Annotated in this window: 24 protein-coding genes and 1 pseudogene; 12 read left to right on the top strand and 13 right to left on the bottom strand. The window is 64.4% G+C overall.

Going from position 1 to position 21,520, the window contains the following annotated elements; all coding sequences use genetic code 11:
- Positions 1 to 57: 57 nt before the first annotated feature.
- Complete coding sequence (locus VQ045_RS10895; RefSeq protein ID WP_331830124.1) at positions 58 to 582, bottom strand: L,D-transpeptidase; 525 nt, start codon at positions 580 to 582, stop codon at positions 58 to 60.
- A gap of 73 nt (positions 583 to 655) precedes the next feature.
- A complete protein-coding gene (locus VQ045_RS10890) occupies positions 656 to 1,573 on the bottom strand; it encodes a LysR family transcriptional regulator (RefSeq protein ID WP_331830123.1) in 918 nt (305 codons plus the stop codon).
- Positions 1,574 to 2,108: 535 nt separating this feature from the next.
- On the opposite strand from VQ045_RS10890, the gene odc2 reads away from it, so the two are divergent.
- The 3 genes from odc2 (at position 2,109) to VQ045_RS10875 (ending at position 6,587) form a co-directional block, all read left to right on the top strand.
- On the top strand, positions 2,109 to 3,242 hold the full coding sequence (gene odc2 / locus VQ045_RS10885) for an ornithine/lysine decarboxylase (protein WP_327622577.1): 1,134 nt from the start codon (positions 2,109 to 2,111) through the stop codon (positions 3,240 to 3,242).
- Positions 3,243 to 3,386: 144 nt separating this feature from the next.
- On the top strand, positions 3,387 to 4,013 hold the full coding sequence (locus VQ045_RS10880) for a GNAT family N-acetyltransferase (RefSeq protein ID WP_331830122.1): 627 nt from the start codon (positions 3,387 to 3,389) through the stop codon (positions 4,011 to 4,013).
- A 147-nt stretch (positions 4,014 to 4,160) separates the two neighbouring features.
- On the top strand, positions 4,161 to 6,587 hold the full coding sequence (locus VQ045_RS10875) for a PAS domain-containing sensor histidine kinase (protein ID WP_331830121.1): 2,427 nt from the start codon (positions 4,161 to 4,163) through the stop codon (positions 6,585 to 6,587).
- A gap of 35 nt (positions 6,588 to 6,622) precedes the next feature.
- On the opposite strand, the gene VQ045_RS10870 is transcribed toward VQ045_RS10875, so the two are convergent.
- From VQ045_RS10870 to VQ045_RS10860, 3 genes are all read right to left on the bottom strand, one after another.
- The gene (locus VQ045_RS10870; protein WP_331830120.1) at positions 6,623 to 6,841 is read right to left on the bottom strand and encodes a hypothetical protein; all 219 of its coding nucleotides are present in this window, start codon (positions 6,839 to 6,841) and stop codon (positions 6,623 to 6,625) included.
- A 122-nt stretch (positions 6,842 to 6,963) separates the two neighbouring features.
- Positions 6,964 to 7,941, bottom strand: coding sequence for a WD40 repeat domain-containing protein (locus VQ045_RS10865; RefSeq protein ID WP_331830119.1), 978 nt, complete (start codon positions 7,939 to 7,941; stop codon positions 6,964 to 6,966).
- Positions 7,941 to 9,041 carry a CobW family GTP-binding protein gene (locus tag VQ045_RS10860; protein WP_331830118.1) on the bottom strand — a complete coding sequence of 367 codons (1,101 nt, stop codon included), beginning with the start codon at positions 9,039 to 9,041 and terminating at the stop codon, positions 7,941 to 7,943. Before VQ045_RS10860 ends, VQ045_RS10865 begins: the two co-directional genes overlap by 1 nt.
- 93 nt (positions 9,042 to 9,134) lie before the next feature.
- Between VQ045_RS10860 and VQ045_RS21990 the strand changes: the two genes are divergently transcribed.
- Both VQ045_RS21990 and VQ045_RS10855 read left to right on the top strand, forming a co-directional pair.
- Positions 9,135 to 9,494: a BrnT family toxin gene (locus VQ045_RS21990; RefSeq protein ID WP_442879850.1), complete on the top strand. Its 360-nt coding sequence runs from the start codon at positions 9,135 to 9,137 to the stop codon at positions 9,492 to 9,494.
- Positions 9,430 to 9,708 (top strand): BrnA antitoxin family protein, encoded by a 279-nt coding sequence (locus tag VQ045_RS10855; RefSeq protein WP_327622582.1) that lies wholly within the window; start codon positions 9,430 to 9,432, stop codon positions 9,706 to 9,708. The genes VQ045_RS21990 and VQ045_RS10855 overlap by 65 nt, the downstream gene beginning before the upstream one ends.
- A 35-nt stretch (positions 9,709 to 9,743) precedes the next feature.
- On the opposite strand, the gene VQ045_RS10850 is transcribed toward VQ045_RS10855, so the two are convergent.
- Entirely contained in the window at positions 9,744 to 10,628 is an 885-nt protein-coding gene (locus VQ045_RS10850) for a hypothetical protein (RefSeq protein WP_331830117.1), read from the bottom strand.
- A 248-nt stretch (positions 10,629 to 10,876) separates the two neighbouring features.
- Between VQ045_RS10850 and VQ045_RS10845 the strand changes: the two genes are divergently transcribed.
- On the top strand, positions 10,877 to 11,539 hold the full coding sequence (locus VQ045_RS10845) for a Fe2+-dependent dioxygenase (RefSeq protein ID WP_331830116.1): 663 nt from the start codon (positions 10,877 to 10,879) through the stop codon (positions 11,537 to 11,539).
- 53 nt (positions 11,540 to 11,592) lie between these two features.
- Here the strand turns inward: VQ045_RS10845 and VQ045_RS10840 are convergent, their stop codons facing one another.
- Positions 11,593 to 11,946 (bottom strand): hypothetical protein, encoded by a 354-nt coding sequence (locus VQ045_RS10840; protein ID WP_331830115.1) that lies wholly within the window; start codon positions 11,944 to 11,946, stop codon positions 11,593 to 11,595.
- A gap of 277 nt (positions 11,947 to 12,223) precedes the next feature.
- Here VQ045_RS10840 and VQ045_RS10835 point away from each other — a divergent pair, with 277 nt between their 5' ends.
- Positions 12,224 to 12,679, top strand: coding sequence for a MerR family transcriptional regulator (locus tag VQ045_RS10835; protein ID WP_327622586.1), 456 nt, complete (start codon positions 12,224 to 12,226; stop codon positions 12,677 to 12,679).
- Positions 12,680 to 12,701: 22 nt separating this feature from the next.
- Here VQ045_RS10835 and VQ045_RS10830 read toward each other — a convergent pair whose 3' ends face one another.
- Positions 12,702 to 13,493, bottom strand: a complete 792-nt coding sequence (locus VQ045_RS10830; RefSeq protein WP_327622587.1) for a creatininase family protein — start codon at positions 13,491 to 13,493, stop codon at positions 12,702 to 12,704.
- A 131-nt stretch (positions 13,494 to 13,624) separates the two neighbouring features.
- Between VQ045_RS10830 and VQ045_RS10825 the strand changes: the two genes are divergently transcribed.
- The 4 genes from VQ045_RS10825 (at position 13,625) to VQ045_RS10810 (ending at position 16,792) form a co-directional block, all read left to right on the top strand.
- A complete protein-coding gene (locus tag VQ045_RS10825) occupies positions 13,625 to 14,098 on the top strand; it encodes a MarR family winged helix-turn-helix transcriptional regulator (RefSeq protein WP_327622588.1) in 474 nt (157 codons plus the stop codon).
- Positions 14,099 to 14,210: 112 nt separating this feature from the next.
- On the top strand, positions 14,211 to 15,230 hold the full coding sequence (locus tag VQ045_RS10820; RefSeq protein ID WP_331830114.1) for a LacI family DNA-binding transcriptional regulator: 1,020 nt from the start codon (positions 14,211 to 14,213) through the stop codon (positions 15,228 to 15,230).
- Between the two features lie 44 nt (positions 15,231 to 15,274).
- Positions 15,275 to 16,258 (top strand): 2-hydroxyacid dehydrogenase, encoded by a 984-nt coding sequence (locus tag VQ045_RS10815; RefSeq protein ID WP_331830113.1) that lies wholly within the window; start codon positions 15,275 to 15,277, stop codon positions 16,256 to 16,258.
- A gap of 90 nt (positions 16,259 to 16,348) precedes the next feature.
- On the top strand, positions 16,349 to 16,792 hold the full coding sequence (locus VQ045_RS10810; protein WP_327648820.1) for a hypothetical protein: 444 nt from the start codon (positions 16,349 to 16,351) through the stop codon (positions 16,790 to 16,792).
- A 13-nt stretch (positions 16,793 to 16,805) separates the two neighbouring features.
- On the opposite strand, the gene VQ045_RS10805 is transcribed toward VQ045_RS10810, so the two are convergent.
- From VQ045_RS10805 to VQ045_RS10790, 4 genes are all read right to left on the bottom strand, one after another.
- Positions 16,806 to 17,495, bottom strand: a complete 690-nt coding sequence (locus VQ045_RS10805) for a GNAT family N-acetyltransferase (protein ID WP_331830112.1) — start codon at positions 17,493 to 17,495, stop codon at positions 16,806 to 16,808.
- Positions 17,492 to 18,412, bottom strand: coding sequence for an alpha/beta hydrolase (locus tag VQ045_RS10800; protein WP_331830111.1), 921 nt, complete (start codon positions 18,410 to 18,412; stop codon positions 17,492 to 17,494). Before VQ045_RS10800 ends, VQ045_RS10805 begins: the two co-directional genes overlap by 4 nt.
- A gap of 91 nt (positions 18,413 to 18,503) precedes the next feature.
- Entirely contained in the window at positions 18,504 to 18,863 is a 360-nt protein-coding gene (locus VQ045_RS10795) for a cell division protein ZapA (RefSeq protein ID WP_331830110.1), read from the bottom strand.
- 20 nt (positions 18,864 to 18,883) lie between these two features.
- Entirely contained in the window at positions 18,884 to 19,162 is a 279-nt protein-coding gene (locus VQ045_RS10790; protein ID WP_331830109.1) for a DUF4164 domain-containing protein, read from the bottom strand.
- A gap of 228 nt (positions 19,163 to 19,390) precedes the next feature.
- Between VQ045_RS10790 and tkt the strand changes: the two genes are divergently transcribed.
- The gene (tkt, locus tag VQ045_RS10785; protein WP_331830108.1) at positions 19,391 to 21,412 is read left to right on the top strand and encodes a transketolase; all 2,022 of its coding nucleotides are present in this window, start codon (positions 19,391 to 19,393) and stop codon (positions 21,410 to 21,412) included.
- 16 nt (positions 21,413 to 21,428) lie between these two features.
- Here tkt and VQ045_RS10780 read toward each other — a convergent pair.
- Positions 21,429 to 21,520, bottom strand: a pseudogene (locus VQ045_RS10780) (IS5/IS1182 family transposase); the annotation flags it as partial.

The following is a 21,520-nucleotide window of genomic DNA, read 5'->3' as shown; positions in this document are numbered from 1 at the left end:
TCTGAAACAGCATAAGAATGGCCGAAGTTTGGACGATGCGCTTGTTTCGTCCCCGGCTCAGCGCAGGACCAAGACCTGTGCGCCGATATTCACCCGCTCAAACAAGTCCTTGACGTCGGCATTGCGCAATCGGAAACACCCGGCGGATGCGGCGCTGCCGATCGAGTTCGGGGAGTTGGTCCCGTGGATGCGGTAGGCGCCCCAGCCGAGATTCAGCGCCCTTTCGCCTAGCGGATTCTTCGGTCCCGGCCCGACCGATTGCGGCAGGCTGGGGTTCTTCTCGCGCATCGACGGGGTCGGCGTCCAGGTTGGATGATCGCGCTTCTTGGAAACCCAGCTCTTACCGAACCACTGCTCGCTCGGCTTGCCGACGGCAATGTCGTATTCCAGCGCCCTGCCGGGCCCGGTGAGCAGGTAAAGCTTGCGCTCGCCGGTCTTGATGACGATCGTGCCGGGATCGGCCTCGACAGCGATGGCTGTTTCGCGACCCTGGCCGACCGCTTCCGATTTGGCGAGAACCGGACCGGACAGCGCGGCGAGGACGACGGCCGTGACGGCCAAGAGAAGGGGGCGATGGGACATGCGGCGAAGATAGCGAGAGTCTGCTAAAGCCGGGTAAAGGCGCAGCCGTCAATTGGCTCGTGCCATCGGCCGATCAGCCGCCGTTTTTCCGCTTCGAGTCGCACTTCTTGAACCAGTCCGCCAGATAGTCGACGAACAGCCGTACCCGCGCCGGTAGATGGCGGCGATGCGGGAAGACCGCGTAGATCCCCGCTTCGCTCGGCATGTAGTCGTCAAGCACCGTCACCAATTTTCCCGCCTCAATGTCCTTGCGGATGACGAAGCTCGGGCTCAGCGCCAGACCGAGGCCAGCAATCGCCGCCGCGCGCACGGTGATCGGGCTGTTGGCGGTGAATTTTCCCGACACGGTGACCGGGATCGTCTCCCTGGTTTCCGGATCGCGGAAGATCCAGTTGGAGAACATCCGCGAATTGGAATCGATCACCGCTGGAAAGCCGGCGATCTGCGAGGGGTGCGTCGGCCGGCCGAGCCGCTTCAACAGATCCGGACTGCCGACGATGGCGAAGTCGAGCGAGGCCAGTCGCCGGGCGATCATCGCCGAATCGGCCAGCCGGGTCATGCGGATCGCGACGTCGAAGCCTTCCTCGACCAGATTGACGAAACTGTCATCGAGATGGATGTCGAGCCCGATGTCAGGGTGGTCCTTGGCGAAGTCGACGAGGCTGAGCCCCAGCTCGGCGTCGCCAAAGGTCCGGGCCGCCGAGACGCGAATCGTCCCCTTGGCCTCGCCGGTCGCTTCGCGCGCCTCCTCGTTGAGGCTTTCGAGATCGGCGAGGATGCCGGAAGCACGCGACAGATAGACCTCCCCAGCCGCCGTCAGGGCGATCTGCCGGGTGGTCCGGTTGATCAGAAGCACGCCGAGTTCGTCCTCCAACTCGCGCACATATTTCGACAGAAGCGCCTTGGAGCGTCCGGTCTTGCGGGCCGCCGCCGAGAATCCCTGGTTCTCGATGACGGCGATGAAGGCGCGCATCCGGGTCAGCGTATCCATTCGGCACCTTGCTCCAGGCTTGTGATTGTGGCCGCCGGACAACGCCGACGATCCTTCCTGCTACGGGAACGGTCGAAAAATCAATCGGGGAGATCTTCCCCCTTGTTTATGACGGATCACCGGCATACATCGCATCTCGCCCCAAGTCGCACGTGCCTGTGGGCGTCCCCCGGTCCTCAAATGCGAGGGTTGCCGGGACGGTACCTGGACGTAACACATCCAGTCGGTTTTGCGAGCTTCGCGAGATCGAGGACGCCTTGAAGCAACGACGGTCCGGGCCTTTCTGGTCTCTCCTGGTCTCCAAAGCCGGGAATACTGAAGAGGCACACCATCCTTGCCTGAAGTGCGGCGGGTCCAAGCCCACCAAGCCATGGCAGACTGATTACCGGAGACGGACGTTCCGCGTTCGCATCCGGCCATCGTCGCGTCTCGCAAGAGGCCGTTCGGAGGGTCGCTATCGGCTGTCCGCGGCATTCTTGCAGTCGCTCCTCGTCGATTTTCCGATCCGCAAGGATCGGGTCAATGGGAGAGCCCAATGGCCACGCAGCGCATCCTCGATTTCCTCGCCACCCGACGACCGGATGGCCCCTGCCTCGTCGTCGACCTCGACATCGTCGAGGACAATTTCAACGCCTTCCGCAAGGCACTGCCCGATTCGGCGATCTTCTACGCCGTCAAGGCCAACCCGGCGCCGGAAGTCCTGCGCCTGCTCGCGTCGCTCGGCTCCAACTTCGACTGCGCCTCGGTCGCCGAGGTGGAGATGGCGCTCGAGGCTGGCGCGACGGCCAAGCGCATCTCCTACGGCAACACCATCAAGAAGGAACGCGACATCGCCCGCGCCCACGCGCTCGGTGTGTCGCTGTTCGCGGTCGATTGCGTCGAGGAGGTCGAGAAGATCGCTCGCGCCGCTCCCGGCGCCCGCGTGTTCTGCCGCGTCCTCACCGATGGCGAGGGCGCCGAATGGCCACTGTCGCGCAAGTTCGGTTGCGTTCCGGCGATGGCGATCGACGTGCTGGTGCATGCCGACGCGCTCGGCCTCACCGCCACCGGCGTCTCCTTCCATGTCGGCTCGCAACAGACCGACACCGAAGCCTGGGATTCGGCGATTGCCGACGCCAAATACGTCTTCGGGGCGTTGGCCGAAAAGGGCATCGTGCTGACCCTCGTCAACATGGGCGGCGGCTTCCCGACCCGCTATTTGAAGGACGTGCCGACCGCGAGCGCCTATGGCCAGGCGATTTTCGCCAGCCTGCGCAAGCATTTCGGCAACCGGTTGCCGGAGACGATCATCGAGCCGGGCCGTGGCATGGTCGGCGACGCCGGCGTCATCAAGGCGGAGGTCGTGCTGGTGTCGAAGAAGTCGGCCGAGGATGCCAATCGCTGGGTCTATCTCGACATCGGCAAGTTCGGCGGTCTCGCCGAGACCATGGACGAAGCGATCCGCTACCCGATGGTCACGAAGCATGACGGTGAGCGAACGGAACCGTGTGTCATCGCCGGCCCGACCTGCGATTCGGCGGACGTTCTATACGAGAAGACGCCCTACCCGCTGCCGATCTCGCTGACGGTGGGCGACGAAGTGCTGATCGAGGGCACCGGCGCCTATACGACCACCTACGCCTCTGTCGCCTTCAACGGCATCGAGCCGTTGCGCGCCTACGTGATCTGAGGCGCCGCATGAGAACTCGATTGCGACGACGGAGCCTGTCGCTCCGAAGCTGACGCCCGGCGCCGCCGCACCGGGCGTTTCGCCCGCGCGCCGCGGCATTGCCCGGCCGTTCCCTTCCGCCTCCTGTCGATCAGTGGGAGTTTTATGTCCGCATTCCTTCATGCCACGGCGTTCGAGGCTGCCGCGCCGCTGTTTTCGATCGTTCGGGAAACCGGCCGGCACGTCGCCGCGCGCGAAATCCTCCTTAACGCCGCGATGGGTCCCGGCCGCAAGCGCAAAGCGTCCGAGGCGCTCCGGCGTGGGCGGCGGCCGGCGGTCGATCTCGCCTTCGCGGCGATCGCCGCCGACGGTCGCCTGGTCGGAACCGTGCGGCTGTGGGGCATCGCCGCCGGCCAACGCGGCCCGGAGGAAGTCCCGGCCCTTCTCCTCGGCCCGCTCGCCGTCGATCCAAGCATGCACAAGGCCGGCATCGGCGGTGCGCTGATGCGCCATGCCATCTGCGAGGCCGCGCGGCTCGGCCATGGTGCGGTCCTGCTCATGGGCGATCCGGAATATTACGGTCGCTTCGGCTTTTCGAGCGCGGCCACGGCGAATCTCGCCATGCCGGGGCCGTTCGAGCCACACCGGTTGCTGGCTCTGGAAATCGCGCCGGGACATCTTGCTGGCGCCACCGGAACATTGGCGCCGACCGGCCGTAGGCAGTCTCTTGTAATTACTGCCGATACTGCCGTGACGGCAGATCAAGGGGACGTTGTCCCGCACAGGAAATAATGCCAATAGTCATTTAAAATTAATGGCTTGGATAGGGGTACTCTTGTTGACCTGTCGATGAGATGGCATAGGCATGACAAGGGGACATCGATGAGACAAGCCGAGGCGAATCCGACTTGTCTCAAGATGCGCAGGGGACGCTGCCGCATGGAATTGGCACAGGACGACCGCCTGGCAGCGGTGCTCGCGGAGAACGCAGCGCTAAAGCTGCGGCTGTCGCAAATCGAGGCTGGGACCAGCAACGATTCGCAGGTCCGGCTCGACACCGCGGTGGAAGAGATCGCCGGCCTGAAAAAGGCCTTGCACCAAACCGAATCTCGCTATCGCCTCATCGTCGAGAGCGCCGTCGACTACGCCATCATCGCGGCCGATCTCGACGGCGTCGTGACGACCTGGAACGACGCCGCGGAGGCAGTTCTCGGCTGGTCCGAACGCCAGATCGTCGGCCGACCGATCGCGACGATCTTTACCCCCGAGGACGTCGAGGACGGCATTCCCGAGCGCGAAATGCGCATTTCGCTGAGCATGGGCAAGGCAAGCGACGAGCGCTGGCACCTCAAGGCCGATGGTTCGCGCTTCTTCGCCAGCGGCGAAATGATGCCGCTCTACGGCGACGACGAGAAGCCGGTCGGCGTCCTCAAGATTCTGCGGGACCGAACGCGCGAGCGTAAGGAGCGTGAGGAACTGGAGGCCAGCCAGGAGCGGCTGCACCTCGCGCTCGAGGTGTCGGAACTGATCGGAACCTGGGATTGGGATATTCCGGGCGACAGTGTCTATGTCGATGCGCGCTTTGCGCGCCTGTTCGGTGTCGACCCGGCGCTTGCCGACAAGGGTGTGCCCATCGAGACGTTTCTGCGCGGCGTTCATCCGGACGATCTCGACCGGGTCAGTGCGACGATCAAAACCGCCGCCGAGACAGCGTCTCCCTATGCGCAGGAGTACCGGACTGTCGATGGCGATGGCGCGGTTCACTGGATATTCGCGAAGGGTCGTTGCTTCCACGATAGCGCCGGAAAGCCGCTGCGCTTTCCCGGTGCGATCGTCGATCGCACCGCCGAGCGGGCGCGTGAGGCGCGGCAGGCAGCGCTTTTGCGGCTCGGTGACGAACTCATTCTCGGCGAGGCGCAGGCCAGCCACACCACCAAGGCGCTTCGGATTCTCGGCGAAACGTTGTGCATCGATCGGGTCGGCTACGCCAGTGTCGACACTGGCGAAACAGCCGCGACGATCTCCAGCGAATGGACGGCGGACAGCGCGACGCCGCTGTCGGGAACTTTTCCGCTCGCAAGCTTTGGGCCCGATTTTGTAGAGGAGTTACGCTCCGGCCTGCTCGTCATAGAAAACACGGACGAGCACGCCGCCTCACCGGCGATCAAGGAGGCGTGGTCGGAAATCGGAATCGGCGCGCTCGTCAATCTGACGGTCGTGGAAGGAGGCCGGGTTCGGGTCATCCTCTATCTGCACTCCACCGAGCCCCGGCAGTGGAGTGATGAGGAGATCGCCTTCGTGCGCGATGTCCTGAACCGATCCTGGGCCTTCACTCAGCGCCGACAAACCGAACAGGCCCTTATCGAGGCGGAGCGACGGCTTCGTCTGGCCCAGGAATCGGCGGCGATCGGCACCTTCGATTACGATCTGCGAACCGGCGTGCTCTTATGGGACGATCGTGCCCGTGCGCTGTTCGGCCTGCGGGCTGGGGTGCCTGTCAGTTACGAGGATACCTTCCTGCCTGGACTGCATGCCGATGACCATGAACGGGTCGCGGCCGCCGTAACCGCCGTGCTCGATTCCACCTCCAGCAGCGAATACGATATCGTCTATCGCGCCATCGGGCTTGAGGACGGTGTCACCCGCCACATCCATTCGAGCGGTCAGACATTGGTCGAGGATGGGCGGACCGTGCGCTTCGTCGGGGCGATGCGCGACGTGACGGAGCAAAAGCAGTCGGAAGAGCGCCAGCAGATGCTGACGCGCGAGCTGCAGCACCGCGTCAAGAACACGCTCGCCATGGTCAACGCGCTCGCCAACCAGACGCTGCGCCGGGCAACCAATGTCCAGGATGGGCTCGCCGCCTTCTCGGCGCGGCTGATCGCGCTGGGCCAGGCGCACGACATCCTCACCCAGACGAGTTGGACCTCGGCGCCGATCGCGGCGATCGTCGCCAATTCGCTCAAGACCCACCAGCCGGAGGACGAGACGCGGATTTCCGCGTCCGGTCCCGATCTGCGGCTGACCGCGCGGCAGAGCCTCGCGCTGGCGCTCGGTTTGCACGAACTTGCCACCAACGCGACCAAATACGGCGCGCTATCCAACGACAGCGGCCATGTCACGATCAAATGGGGATTGGCAGTCGTGGGAGGAACGCGGCAGCTCACCTTCACTTGGCGGGAGATCGGCGGCCCGCCGGTCGAAGCACCGGAGACGCGCGGCTTCGGCTCACGCCTGATCGAACAGGCGATGGCGGCCGAATTCGGCGGCGAGGTCAAGATCGACTATCGCCCCGAGGGCATCGTCTGCACGATCGAGGCGGCGGTGACGGACGAACCGGCCGAGGACGAGGAACACGGGCGGTAGCTTCAGACCAGAAGCAAAGCCCGCGTCGGTCAGCCTCAGTTCGCCGCTTTCTTTCGCCAGCGGCGCAAAGCGACGAGGGACCACACCGCCTCGACCACGCCGAACGGCCATGCACCGGAGAGAAAGCCATAGATGGACGCGAGCGCACACGCACCGGCAAACGAGAGAACGAACCAGGCGCTTTTTTCTTCGAGCGCATAGAAGGCCAGCATCAGCGTGACGGCGACCACGCCGAAGAGGGTCAGAGCGTCCATCAGGCGGGGCTCGGCGGATAATCGCGCGCGCTACGCCCAGCCTCGGCGGCATTCATCTCAGAAACGCCGGATCTGATCGTTCCGAGCTTGTCACCAAGCCTCGTGGCCATGTTCCTCATCGTTCACCCTGCGATGTCGATCACGCCGGCCTCGCCGGATTCTGACCCGAAGGCGAGAAAGCGGCCGTCGCCGCTCCAGGCCATCGTCCTGACCGGGCTCGCCCCGCCCCGCCGCAGCAGCGCTTCCTTGGAATCGGCGAAGCGCACGGCCAGAATCATCCCATCGCCATAGCCGATCGCCAGCATGTCCTCGGCCGGGTGGCAGGCGACGGCGGTGACCATCGTGTCGCCGCGCGTGCCCAGTTCCAGCGGCGCCTTGCCCATCGGCCCGTCCTTGCCGGAGAACGGCCACAGGATCGCCGCCGGCGCGCCCGAGGTCGCCAGGAACTTGCCCTTCGCCGACCAGGACCAGTCTTTCACCTTGGCCGGATAGCCGGTCATTTTCATGTGCTTGCCGTCATCGATCCGCCAGCCATGCAGGGCGTTTTCTTGCATGACCGTTATGAGGAAGCGTCCGTCGGGCGAAAAATCGATGCCGAGATGCGCTCCCTTCCATTCGAGCGCGGCCGGGGCGGCGTCGGTCGCGGGAAAGAACAGCGAGGCCCCGTCGTAGCGGGCGGTCGCCGCGCGGATCCCCTTCGGCGCGAAGGCGATATCCTCGACCGTGCGCTCATGGCGGATTTCCTTGAGCGCGCCGCCGCCAAGCCGGACATAGGCGGTCTTGCCCGAGGCAAAGCCCACCGTATCCTTGGGACCGCCAGCAACAGAAGCGATCCATTTGCGGCCGATCGAGGCGATCTCGCGCGCCGCCCCGCCGCCGTCCACCGACACCACGCGGCCATCCTCGCCGCCGGTCAGAAGCCGCAGGCCGTAGGGATCGTAGCGCGCCGACAACAACCCGCCCGGATGCGCCTCGACAACCCGCTCGCCGCCCGCCGGGAACCGTACGGTGCCATCGGCGACCGCGAAGACCGGCTGATCCTTCAAAAAAACCGCCGTCTCGACGAAATCCGGAAACTCATAGGCCGCGATCGACGGCATCAGGCATTTTCCCGCTGACGTGCCGCGCACGCCTCGAACTCGGCGGACAATTCTTCGGCGTCGAGCTCGCGGCCGATGAACACCAGCCGGCTCTCGTGCTTTTCGTCGTCGCGCCATGGCCTTTGGTGATCGCCCTCGACGATCATGTGGACGCCCTGCACGACGTAGCGGTCCAGATCGCCGGCGAAGGCGATGATGCCCTTGAGGCGCAGGATGTTCGGCCCCTGCTCCTGGGTCAGCGCTTGAATCCAGGAAAAGAATTTTTCGCTGTCGAGCTCGCCGCCACGCAGCGAGACCGATTTCACCGTCACATCGTGCAAGGGCGAAGCCGCATCATGGTGGTGGTGGTCGTGGCCGTGATGGGCATGGCCGTGGTGATGGTGATCATGATCGCAATCCGGGCCGCAGGCATGGTCGTCATGGGCGTCTTCCGCGCCGGTGAGAAAATCTGGATCGTCTTCGAGCACGCGTTTCAGGTCGAAAGCGCCCTGCCCGAGCACACGTTTCAGATCGATACCGGCCCGTTCGGTGCGATGGATCACGGCAGTGGGATTGATCGCACGGACCGTCGCCTCGACCACCGCGAGTTGCTCCGGGGTAACGAGATCGGTCTTGTTGAGCAGCACCACGTCGGCGAAGGCGATCTGATCCTCGGCCTCGCGGCTGTCCTTGAGGCGCAGCGGCAAATGCTTGGCGTCGACCAGCGCGACGACGGCGTCGAGCTTGGTCTTGGCGCGCACGTCCTCATCCATGAAGAAGGTCTGCGCCACCGGCACCGGGTCGGCGAGCCCCGTCGTCTCGATGATGATCGCGTCGAAGCGCCCCTTGCGGCGGGTCAGTCCCTCGACGACGCGCACAAGATCGCCGCGCACCGTGCAGCAGACGCAGCCATTGTTCATCTCGTAGATCTCTTCGTCGGATTCGACGATGAGGTCGTTGTCGATGCCGATCTCGCCGAACTCGTTGACGATCACCGCGTATTTGCGACCGTGATCCTCGGACAGGATGCGGTTGAGCAGCGTCGTCTTGCCGGAGCCCAGATAGCCGGTCAGGACGGTGACCGGGATCTGCGCGTCGGCCTGGTTGGCAGTATCGGACATTAGAGTCTCCCTCGTGGACCGGCCAACGATATAGGCGCGTCCGATCGCGAATGCACGGGGTTGCTTGGTGTATTCAAACTGTATATACGATTCATGGACGATGTCCTTCAAGCTCCCGAATTCCATTGCCAAAAATCCATGAGGCCACCGATGGAGTTTGAATGGAATGAGGAAAAACGCGGGCAAGTGCTTCGCGAGCGCGGTGTCGACATGGTGCGCGCGGCCAGGATTTTCGAAGGCTTCTGCGCTCAAAAAGAAGATCGTCGCGAGGAGTACGGAGAGAAGCGCTTCGTCGCGATCGGCCTCGTCGAAGACGAATGCTTTGTCCTGGTTTGGACTCCCCGCGGGAACAAACGCCGTCTGATCACGGCATGGAAGGGTGGTCGCGATGAGCGACAAGACTATGAAGACAGCCACGCTGGAAGAAATCCGCGAAATGGATCGCCGGGGTGAACTGCATCACAATCCCGATGCCCCTGAAGGCCCCAGCCTTGGCGCCGACTTCTGGAAAGACGCCGAGCTTGTCTATCCCGAAGCCAAGACGCCGATCAGCCTGCGCGTCGACAAGGACGTACTCGACTGGTTCAAGGCCGAGGGCACCGGCTATCAGACCCGCATGAACGCAGTCCTGCGGAGCTTCATGGAGGCAACGCGGCGGAAAGCGTAGTCTATGGGGCCGGCGGCTTGGCCGGCCCCAAATGCCTAAATCGCAGAGGCGGCCAACTCCGCCTTGGCGACGGCCGCGCTGAACGCGCCGCTGTCCATCAGACCGTCTTTCGATGGGACAGGAGACGGAAGCGCCTCCTTCAGCGACGACAGCGCCGCGTTCAATCCCTCGGCCGCTTCCGCCGGAATACCGCCCGACAATCCCTGCATGACCGAATCGGCCGCTCGCACGAAGCCGTAGGCGTCCTGATACTCGGCCAATTCTTCGACCTTGCCGTCCTTGACGCCTTCCTCGTATTCCTGCGCCGCCTCGCGCAACAGCGCCACCACTCCAAGCACCTTCGCGCTGGGGTCGATTCCCTCTCCGGCCACGTCGATCGCCTTTCGGGCTTCGGCGATCTTGGTCAGCGCGTCGGCCGAATTGGCCGGGTCGCTGGCTTCCATCGTTTCAAGGGTCGCCTCGAACTCCGGCACACTTCGGGCCTCGAAGGCCGCTTCCAGGGCTTCGTAGTTCTCCTTCAGCGGATGCTTGAGATGCGGAGCTGCCATCTCGGTCTCGCCCGCATCGAGCAGTGCCTCGGCCGCCATCAGATGGCCGCGCATCTTCGAAAGCTCGGCGAAATAGGCCGCGTCGTCAGTCTTGAGATCGACGGATCCACCGCCTTCACCTCCTTCGCCACCCTCACCGCCTTCGCTAGGCTTGCCGCTCTCGCCGCTCTCGCCGCCCTCGCTGGCGACGCTTGCCTCGCCACTTTCGCCGGCCTCGCCCGCTTCCTGCGTGTGCCCGGCCTCGCCGGACTCGCCGGCTTCCGCGATGCGATAGCCGCGCTCGGCGGCCTCCTCTCCAGCATAAAGCCGCGGACCGGCGTCCACCAGTCCGGTCGTTGCCGTTCCGGCCGAGGCCGCGGATCCGGCCAACACGAAGGCTCCGACCCCCATCCAAATTTTGCGACGATGATTCATACTTGCTCCTTCAATCTCGGTCTCGAGCACGCCAAAGTGTTGCCCGGCCGCTTTTCCCGTGCCACAAGACGATCTCCCACGTCTATAGGCAAATAGAAGAAATCAGAATGAAATCATTCTTTAGAATCAGTCTAAATCGCTGATTGGAATCATTCAAAAGAATGAAATCTCCATAGATTTCATGATTGTCAAAGTAAGGACTGATAATGTATTTGGTAATCGGCGACGTTCTCAATCAGAACGAGGTAAAAGATGCGTGCGCCGTGCTCGACGCGGCCCAATTCGTCGACGGACGGGCCACCGCCGGGTGGCATGCGCGGGCGGTCAAGAACAATCTCCAGGCGGGGCGCGGCGACAACGGGGTCGACACCCTGCGCGCGACGCTTGCCAAGCGCATCGAAGCGAACGCCCTATTTCGCATGTTTGCTCGGCCGAGCCGGCTGACCCCCCTGATCCTTTCCCGCTACGAGCCCGGCATGGCGTATGGCAGTCACGTCGACGATGCCATGATCGGAGGCATTCGGACCGACATCTCCTTCACGCTGTTCCTCGACGACCCGGAGACGTACGACGGCGGCGCGCTGATCATCGAAACCACCGCCGGCGAGGAAGAGGTCAAGCTCGCGCCTGGCCAATTGGTCGCCTATCCCTCGACCACCCTCCACCGTGTCGACCCGGTGACGCGCGGCACGCGCCGGGTGGCCGTGGGCTGGGCGCGCAGCCAGGTCCGGCACGCCGAACAGCGCGAAATCCTGTTCGATCTCGACACCACCGTCGAGGAGCTGCGGCACGCGGACGTCCCACGGCAAACCCTCGACCGGGTGATGAAGACGCGGTCGAATCTCCTGCGGCGCTGGATCGAGAGCTGAACCGGTTCCGCCGATCGCGGCGCACCTGAATGGGGGCGATCAACCAGTGAGTCCTATTGATCGTTACGCGACGTTTCGTTTCGGGCTGGGAGAAACTGGCGGCTCAGCCCCCACAAGAAGACCGCGAACAGCAAGTGCGGCACGGCGGAAGCCACGACGAGCTTTGGACTGACGGCAAGGCCGAGGAAGCCCCAGCCCACGAGAGGAAAGAAAAACAGCAGGACCAGTATCCAGAGCGCGAAGGCCAACCAGAACGCCCGCATAAACGTCAACTTGTCTCGAAACAGCAGGACATAAACGGCGGAGAGCAATGTGACCCACGCCGTGTGGAACAGCAGTCCGACAGGTAGCGGCAGGTCCGCTCCCAGCAAAGTATTGGCGAAGGCCAATCCCAGCGGCTTGGGCAAGGGCGACACTCCGGTTGCTAGGCCCGCAAACATGATCGCTCCGGTCAGCGCCGCGACGGCTAGCCCAATCCCGACGGTTTTCGTCCATTCTGCTGTCGTAAGATGGTGAAGGCGCATTGTGATCCCCTGTTAATTCGCTGGCCAAACGCTCGGTCCGGCGGAAACGGTAAATGGTCGCATCCGAGACAGACGGACGCTGACCGGCAGTATTTTCTCGATGTAGGATCTGGAGTAACTCTAGGTTCAAGGGGCTGAGACGAATTTCAAGGGAGTGGTCATGGCGACGACAGGAAAATCGCTTGCGATCGGTGCTCTGGCCCGGCTGGCCGACTGCAGTGTCGACACGGTCCGTTACTATGAAGGGCTGGAGCTCTTGCCGCACGTGCCGCGTGGGCCTGGGGGCCACCGACAATACGGGGGCGAGCACGTTCGCAGATTGCGGTTCATCCGCCGCACGCGAGACCTCGGCCTGAGCTTGGCGCAGGTGCGCGGCCTCATCGTGCGGACTGGAGGCGATGCTTACGACTGCGGCGAGGTGCGGTTGCTGTTCGGTGCGCAGATGGCCGATGTGCGGCGGCGCATCTCCGAGTTGAAGGATCTGGAACAGACTCTGCAAGCCCTTCTCCAAGGCTGCAGCGATGCGGAGCTGAGCAACTGCCGGGTCATCGAAGCAATGCTCTCGGGAGAGGCGCAGCCGACTGCCGTTTGCTGCTCCGGCGTGGCCGACACGTGATTTCCAAGCCGCGCAGCAGCTTTCAGCGCAACCGCGACAGATCGAAGGCCAGCACGTCGTCGAGGAACTCCACGAACGCTTTTGCCTGATAGTCGGCGATTGCCGCGCCGATTGCCGCCGTCGCCAGCGATGCGTTGCCGACGACCCCCGCCGGATTGAGATCCCCTGCCATCCAGCCGAAGCCGAGCCGGCCATGCGCCCGCAGCCGTTTGGCGGATTCGCCGAGTTCGCTCTGGAGCGAGGCGAAATCCCGCACCGCGCCGGTCCGCACGAGCTCCGGCCGGAAATGCAGCATCAGCGATGTCTCCACCGCGCCGCCATGAATGCCGGTGGCGACCTCCGTGGCCGGCAGCAAGCCGTCCGGAATGCCGAAGCGCAGCCAGGAGCAGGTCGCGGCCAGCACGCCATGCGCCTTACGTAGTTCCAGCGCGGCGGTGTCCATCACCGGCGTGTTGCCGCCATGGGCGTTGACGATGACGAGACGACGAAAGCCGTTGGAAGCGAGCCCCTCGCCGATTTCGATCAGGGCCGTCGTCGCCGTCCGCCAGTCATAGCTCAGCGTGCCAGAAAGCCGCGTATGTTCGGTGGACTTGCCGATCCGAATCGTCGGCAGAAACGTCACCGGGCGCTCCGCCGGCAGCATTGCCAGAACCGTCTCGACCATCGCGTCGGCCAGCATCGCATCGGTGCCGAGCGGCAGATGCGGCCCATGCTGCTCCACGGCGGCGATCGGAATCACCGCGACAGCCGTTTCGAGCGACACTCGGTCGGCCGCGAGTTCCTCGCTCGTCATCTCCTCGTAGCGTGGCCGCATGGTCGATCCTCGTGATGAGCCTGGTATGTTTGGCCCGTAGCGATGTTCCTGGCATGAGGGTAACGGGCAAACAAGGTGGACAACATAGCGGCACTTCGTCATTTTGCCCCGCGAAGAGGGATTGGGACAAGATGGCGGGGAAGAAGCAGAGGAAGCGGTCGGCGACGACGCATCTCGGCGTCGCCGCGCGCATCGCGCGGACCGCTCTGGCGGGACGTCTAGCGACGCTCGATCTCTATCCCGGACAGGACACGGTTCTGCTTGCAATCAGCGAAGAGGACGGCATGTCCTTGCGCGAATTGGCCGAGCGCCTGTCGGTGCGGCCGCCGACGATTACCAAGACCGTGACCCGCCTGATCGCTCAAGGTCTCGTCGAGAAACGGGGTTCCGAGCGCGACGGGCGCCAGAGCCACGCGCATCTGACCGACAAGGGCGCAGCCATCGTCGATGCGGTGGGCGCGGCGCGAAAGGCCGTCGATCGCGCCGCGCTGGCCGGCTTTTCCGGCCGGGAGCGCAAGACGCTGCGCAAGCTGTTGCAGCGTATGGCACAAAACCTCGCCGACACCGGCGCGACGCCGACAAGGGACATCGCGTCGGGTGATTGAGCCGGCACCCGCACCGTTCCTTGCGGCGAAAGCACCGGCAGGGCTTTGCGCGACCGCCAGTGTTTGCCATAGATCGACGCGGCATCAGTGGAAACGGGAGGAACGGTCTTAGGTGGCGCAAAAGGTCAAACTCTCGACGATTGCGGATTCGCTGGGTCTTTCGACCGCGACCGTATCGCTGGCCTTGCGCGACAGCCCTCTGGTCGCGGAGGTCACGCGCGAACGCATCAAGCATGCGGCGCGCGATCTCGGCTACATCTACAACCGGCGCGCTGCCTCGCTGCGGACGTCGAGATCTGGCATTCTCGGTGTCTGCGTTCATGACATCATGAATCCGTTCTTCGGCGAGATCCTGAAATCCGTCGAGGATGAGCTCGACCGGCGCCGCCAGACCTTCATCCTGTGCAACCATCACGACGAACTGGCCAAGCAGCGCTCGTTCGTCGATACGATGCTGCAACTTGGTGCCGACGGGCTGATCCTGTCACCGGCCATCGGGACACCGGCCAGCGACATCCACCTGGCCGAGGAAAACGAATTGCCGGTGACGCTGATCGCTCGCACGATCGAGGGCTCCGGCGTCTGTGGCTTTCGCGGCGACGATTCCTACGGCATGGGGCTCGCGGTCGACCATTTGATCGGGCGCGGCCACCGCTCGATCGCGATGATCGGCGGCACGGCGATGACCTCGACCGGGCGCGATCGGGAGGCCGGCTATCTGGCGGCGCTGACGCGCGGCGGCATCGAATTCCGCGACGAATGGCGCATCAAAGGCCCGCGTGACCGCCATTCCGGCTTCGACGCCGTGTCCGCTTTTCTCGCCATCGAGAACCGCCCGACCGCGATCGTCTGCTTTTCCGATCTCGTCGCGCTCGGCGTCATGTACGGCTTGTCGCGCGCGGGACTGCGGCCGGGTGTCGACGTCGCGGTGATCGGTTATGACGACATCGATGAGGCGGTGATCGCGACGCCCTCGCTGACCACCGTCGCGAACGGCCAGAGCGAGGTCGGGCGGCGGGCGGCGGGCGCCTTGCTCGACCGCCTCCAGGGCGAGCCGGCGAACGAAGAGACCATCCTCATCACTCCGGAACTCAAAATCCGACAGTCCAGCGAATTCGCCTGGCCCGACTGACCCATCGCAATTCTTCGATCCACACTTTTTCCAAGGAAACCCTCATGTCCGACCTGTCCTCCATGACCATCCTCGTCCCCGGCAAACTGAACCCCGATACGCTCGATACGCTGAAGACCACCTTCGATGTCGAGCATGTTCCTGATCGCGATGTGTCGAAGCTGAGCCAGGACCGCCGCAACGCCGTACGCGGGATCGCGCTGATGGGCGCGGTGCCGGCCGCCATGATGGATGCGCTGCCCAACCTTGAGATCATCGCCAATTTCGGCGTCGGCTACGATGGCGTCGATGTGAAGCACGCGACTTCCAAGGGTGTCATGGTCACCAATACCCCCGACGTCCTGACCGATGAGGTCGCCGACACGACGCTCGCCATTCTCCTGATGACGGTGCGCGAACTCTACGCGGCGGAAAAGCACCTGCGCGAGGGGCGGTGGGAGAGCGAGGGCAACTACCCGCTGACTCCGATGACGCTGCGCGGGCGCACCGCCGGCATCATGGGCCTCGGACGCATCGGCCTGGCCATCGCCCGGCGCCTCGAAGCCTTCGGCGTGCCGATCGAATATCACAACCGCTCGGAGCGGACCGATGTCACCTATCGCTACCATCCAAGCCTGGAAAGCCTCGCCAGTTCGGTCGATACGCTGATTATCGCGGCCCCCGGCGGCGCGGCCACCGAGCGCGCTGTGAATGCCAAAGTCCTGAAGGCGCTCGGGCCTGACGGCGTCGTCGTCAATATCGGCCGAGGCACGACCATCGATGAGCCGGCGCTGATCGAGGCCCTGGAAAACGGTACGATCCGTGCCGCCGGCCTCGATGTCTTCGAAAAGGAGCCGCACGTCCCCGCCCGACTGATCGCATTGCCCAACACCGTGCTGCTGCCGCATGTCGGTTCCGCGTCGCGGCACACGCGGGGTGCGATGGGCGATCTCGTCGTCCGTAACCTGACCCATTGGTTCCAGGGACAGACGCCGGTTTCGCCGGTAACGGAATCGGTGAAAGCGGGCATCCTTCCACGCCACGACTGAACGCTTTGATAACGGTCGCGATCCGCGTCAACCTTCGCTTAAGGTTGTAGGGAGCATATTGGTCTCAGAGAACCTCGTGAGGGAACCGATATGAACTTTGCCGCAACGGCCTTTGGGGCCGGAATTGCCGCTTCCGTCTTCGTCGCCGGCCTGCAGGGCGCGACGATCACGGCGACGGAGCCGGTCGCTGGCGTAACGACCCTCGCGGCCACGGCAATGGTTTCGACCGCTGCCGCGGACACGACTCGCCTGAACGCCGTGCGTTTGATCGACCTGCGCAGCGGCGCAACCTGCAAGATTGCGGCGAGCCCAAACCTTGAGGCCGGCTTTGCCAACGCTCCGATCGGCCCGGATTGCGCCGGATCGCCCACCCTGCAAAGCGTCTCGCAATGGCGCTCGTCGCGCGATGGGACGCTCGAGATGGCCGACAGCGAAGGCCGGACGCTGATGCGTTTCATGCCAGGCGACGGGGTTCTGTTCGAGTCGATCTACCCGTCCGACGCCATGGTGACCATCGTTCCCGCACGAGGATAATCACCGCCTCGCGTTATTGCCCGGCCGCGAGGCTCTCGCGCATCTCGGTCAGCCCGCGCCGTTGGCGACCCTCGGCGTCGAAATTGTCCGGCGCCAGCCAGGCCTCGAAGCCGGCTTTGACCGTCGGCCAATCGCGGTCGATGATCGCATACCAAGCGGTATCGCGATTGCGACCCTTGACGATCATGTGCTGGCGAAACAGCCCCTCGTAGCGAAACCCCAGCCGCTCGGCCGCCCGTTTGGACGGCTGGTTGCGGTCGTCGCATTTCCATTCGAGGCGCCGGTAGCCCAGTTCGTCGAACACCCGGCGCATGATCAGATAGAAGGCTTCGCTCGCCGCGCGCGACCGCTGCAGAGACGGGGCGAGACAGATATGCCCGATTTCGCTCACGCCGTTCGCCGTATCCGTGCGCATCAGCGCGGCAACCCCCTCCGCCCGACCGGTTGTCAAAGGCAAGATGGCGTGAAACCGGATGTTGTCGGCGAGATAGGTGGCTTCCGCCCAACTGCGGAATACGGCCTCGTCGGCGAACGGCCCGTATGCCATGTGATCGAAGATACTGCCCTGGCCATCTTCGGCGAAGGCCGCGAACAGCGCGCCGAAATAGCGATGGTCGACGATCGGCTCCGCCTTGACGAAATGTCCCGCGATCGGTTGCGTCCCCGGAAATTGCCGGGCCGCGAAGTCCGTCAGCGCGCTCACCGCGCGTTCTTCCGGATGAAGTCCAGGGTCTCGTCGCGGATCGCGGTATCATTGAGCGGGATGGCGGTCGCGAAGGCGGTGATCGCCCCTAAATGATCGACGCCCGGATAAATCGTTTCGGTCACCGAACCGCCTGAGGCGCGCATTTTCGCGGCCAGCGAGCGGGTGTTCTTCGGGTCGACCGTCGTATCGTCGGCGCCGGCGATCAATAGCATCGGCGGCTCCCCGCCGTCGACGAAGTTGATCGGCTGGCTCGCGGCGCGCTGCTCCTCCGGGAAGATCAGCTTGTAGCGCTCTTCCGTCAGCGGCAGGAAATCATACGGACCGGCAAGACCGATAAAGCCCGCGAGGCTTTGCGAGGCCAGCTTTTCCCTTGCCAGCCAGGACTCATCCGTCGCCAGCAGGCCGGCGATCTCGGCGCCCGCCGAATGACCCATCAGGAACAGCGGGTGCGGACCACCCGGCATGGCGTAGGCGCCACCGCGCACGGTCCTGGCGATTCGCGCGGTTGCACTGGCGGCATCCTCGATGAAGCCCGGAAATCGCACCTCGGGATAATGGCGATAATCGGGGATGGCGACGATGACACCCTCGCTTGCCAGCGACTGGCCGACGAACAGATAGAGGTCCTTCGATCCCGAATCCCAGCCGCCGCCATAAACGAAGACGACGAGCGGCGTGTCCGGCGTTACCGTCGCCGGAATGTAGAGGTCGTAAGTGCCGCGGTCGCCGGGCATATAGCGAATATCTTCGACGACGCTGTAGCCATTGCCGCTGGTCGCGGCATTGAGTACCGCCGCGCAGCCAGAAAGGGCAAGCGCGGCGAGCGGCCCCACCAGTGAGGCCACAAGGGCAGGCCGGAAGCGGCTTTTCTGGCGGACGGCAGGGATGGACGCAGGGGATCGGACGTTGCTCATGGAAGCGGATCTAGGGTGGCGTCCCGCCGCAACAACGATCAAGCCTCGCGGCGATGCCTAGGCACGGCGTCGCCCTCCCGTAGCGCTTCGCCTAACGGTCGCCAAGCCGTGCGCCGAGCCGCTCCAGCGCTTCCGCCGTCTCGTTAAGGCTATCGACGAAACGGGTGCGCTCGGCATGCCGCGCACCGTCGAATTCGTGGGAACGAGCGGAATGTTCGGCGATTTCGCCCTCAAGTTCGCTAATCCGCCGCCGAGCCTCGAACAATTCGTCCGAGCCCATGATGGCCGCCATGACCATCAGACGGAGATCGTCGATCTGTCCGAAACTTTGCCTCAGCTCGGCGATCTGGCCATCGACCTCCGCAGCGAGAGTCGTCAGGTGGGCCTCCTCCCCCTCGCCGCAAGCCATGCGATAGGTCTTTTCGTCGATAGTGACGACGATCTGTGGCATTCGACCTCTCTCCGCTGTCCTTACTTGTGGCGTTCGAGCACGCCGCGGACCCGTTCCATCGCGTCAACGAGTCGCTGCGAAACCTCTCGGTTGGCGCGATCGAGCCGTTCGCCCCGAGCCAACGCCGCGTCGAGTTCGCGCGCCAGCCGGCCGCGATCGGCCGTCATACGCTGAATCTCGGCTTCGCCGCCCCGCAGGAACGATTCCCGCTCCTCACGCTCCTCGATGGCGTGTTCCAGCCGCTCGATCGCGGTCCGAAGGCGCAGACGCGCCGCCTCGAACGGATCTTCCGACGGCATCGCGTCGTCCCCCTGACACCAACCTGCGGGCAAAGCCCGTTCTGACATATGCCTTCCGCGAATGCGCGTATGGCCCTTCATGGTCTAGCGTTTCGGGCTGGCCATGGAAAGTGGCGCGATCGCCTCGATCCGTCGCATCGAGATGCGGTCTTCGTTTATTGACAGTAGCATAGCCATGTGATGACTGCCGCGCGTCACGGCCGTCAGGCCGTCAATCGGAGCGCCTTGATGACAACACCCGACCAGCATCGCCAGATGGCCAACGCCATCCGGTTCCTGTCGGCCGACGCCGTCGAGGCGGCCGGGTCGGGTCATCCGGGCCTTCCCATGGGCGCGGCCGATATCGCCACGGTGCTGTTCACCCGCTTCCTGACCTTCGATCCACGCGACCCGGACTGGGCCGACCGCGACCGTTTCGTGCTGTCGGCCGGGCACGGCTCGATGCTGCTCTACAGCCTCCTGTATCTGCTCGGATACGACGATATCGACATCGACCAGATCAAGAATTTCCGCCAGCTTGGCGCCAAGACCGCGGGACACCCCGAATTTGGCCATGCGGCCGGAATCGAGACCACCACCGGGCCGCTCGGCCAGGGTCTCGGCAACGCCGTCGGCATGGCGATCGCCGAGCGCGCCATGAACGCGCGCTACGGCGACGGGATCGTCGACCATTATACCTACGTGCTGGTGGGCGACGGCTGCCTGATGGAGGGGATCAGCCAGGAAGCGCTCACGCTCGCCGGCCATCTCAAGCTGAACAAGCTCATCGTCCTGTGGGACGACAACGGCATCACCATCGACGGCGAGGTCGCGCTGGCCGATTCGACGGATCAGGCGGCCCGGTTCGCGGCGAGCGGCTGGAATACGGTTCGCTGCGACGGGCACGATCCTGAGGCGATCGCCGAGGCGATCGAGGCGGCCAGAGCGAGCGAGCGGCCGACGCTGGTCGCCTGCAAGACCACGATCGGCTATGGGGCGCCGACCAAGGCCGGCACCGCCAAGGTGCATGGATCGGCTCTCGGGTCGAAGGAACTCGCCGCAACCCGGGAGGCGCTCGGCTGGGACCATGAACCATTCGAGGTTCCAGCCGCGATCCGCGACCAATGGCGGATCGCCGGGCTGCGCTCCAGCACGCGCCGCAAGGAATGGCAAAAACGCTTCGCCGAGATCGATGCCGAGATCCGTGGCGATTTCGAGCGGCGGATGCGCGGCGATCTACCGAGCGGTTTCGTTCAGGCCATGCAGCGCTACAAGCGCGCGCTGAACGAGGAGCGCCCCACCGTCGCCACCCGCAAGGCTTCGGAAATGGTGCTCGAGATCATCAACGGCGTGGTGACGGAGACGATCGGCGGCTCGGCCGATCTGACCGGCTCTAACAACACCCGCACCAGCCAGACCGCCGCCATCGTTCCCGGCGACTATTCCGGCCGCTTCGTCCATTACGGTATCCGCGAGCACGCCATGGCCGCGGCGATGAACGGCCTGGCGCTGCATGGCGGCGTCATTCCCTATTCGGGCACGTTCCTGGTGTTCTCCGACTACTGCCGCGGCGCGATGCGGCTGTCGGCTCTGATGGGACAGCGGGTCATCTATGTGATGACGCATGACTCGATCGGCCTCGGCGAGGACGGGCCGACGCACCAGCCGGTCGAGCATCTCGCCTCGCTCCGAGCGATGCCAGTGATGCAGGTGTTCCGTCCCGCCGATGCGGTCGAGACGGTGGAATGCTGGCAACTCGCGCTGGAATCGCGCCACGCGCCCTCGGTGCTGGCCCTCAGCCGCCAGGATCTGCCGGCCTTGCGGCTCGACAAGCACGACGAGAACCGCAGTGCGCGGGGCGCCTACGAGATCAGCCCGGCCTCGGGCGAAGCGGAGGTGACGATCTACGCCACCGGATCGGAGGTCCAGATCGCCATGGAAGCGCGCACGCGTCTCGAGCGGGACGGCGTACACACCCGCGTCGTTTCGGTGCCGTGCTTCGAGCTGTTCGAGCAGCAAAGCCCGGAATACCAAGCAGCGATCCTCGACCACGGCACCGTCAATGTCGCGATCGAGGCCGGAATCCGCCAAGCTTGGGACCGCTTCATCGGGCGCGACGGAATCTTTATCGGCATGACCGGCTTCGGCGCCAGCGGCCGCGCCGCCGATCTCTATGAGCACTTCGGCATCACCGCGGATGCCGTGGTCGCCGCCGTCGAGGCGCGTCGCGGGTCGGAGCGTCCGGAGGAGGACGATGATGGCGAGCGCTAGGCTCAGGACTCATTGATCAGAGCCAGAAGATGACGGCGGCTGCGATGCAGATGGCCGAGAAGAAGGTGTGGGCGCAACGATCGTAGCGGGTGTGAATGCGCCGCCAGT

Origin of the sequence: Aurantimonas sp. E1-2-R+4, assembly GCF_036549515.1 — a bacterium.
Taxonomy (GTDB): domain Bacteria; phylum Pseudomonadota; class Alphaproteobacteria; order Rhizobiales; family Rhizobiaceae; genus Aurantimonas; species Aurantimonas coralicida_A.
The sequence above is the reverse complement of the archived record's forward strand: the minus strand, read 5'-3'. Positions and strand labels throughout refer to the sequence as shown.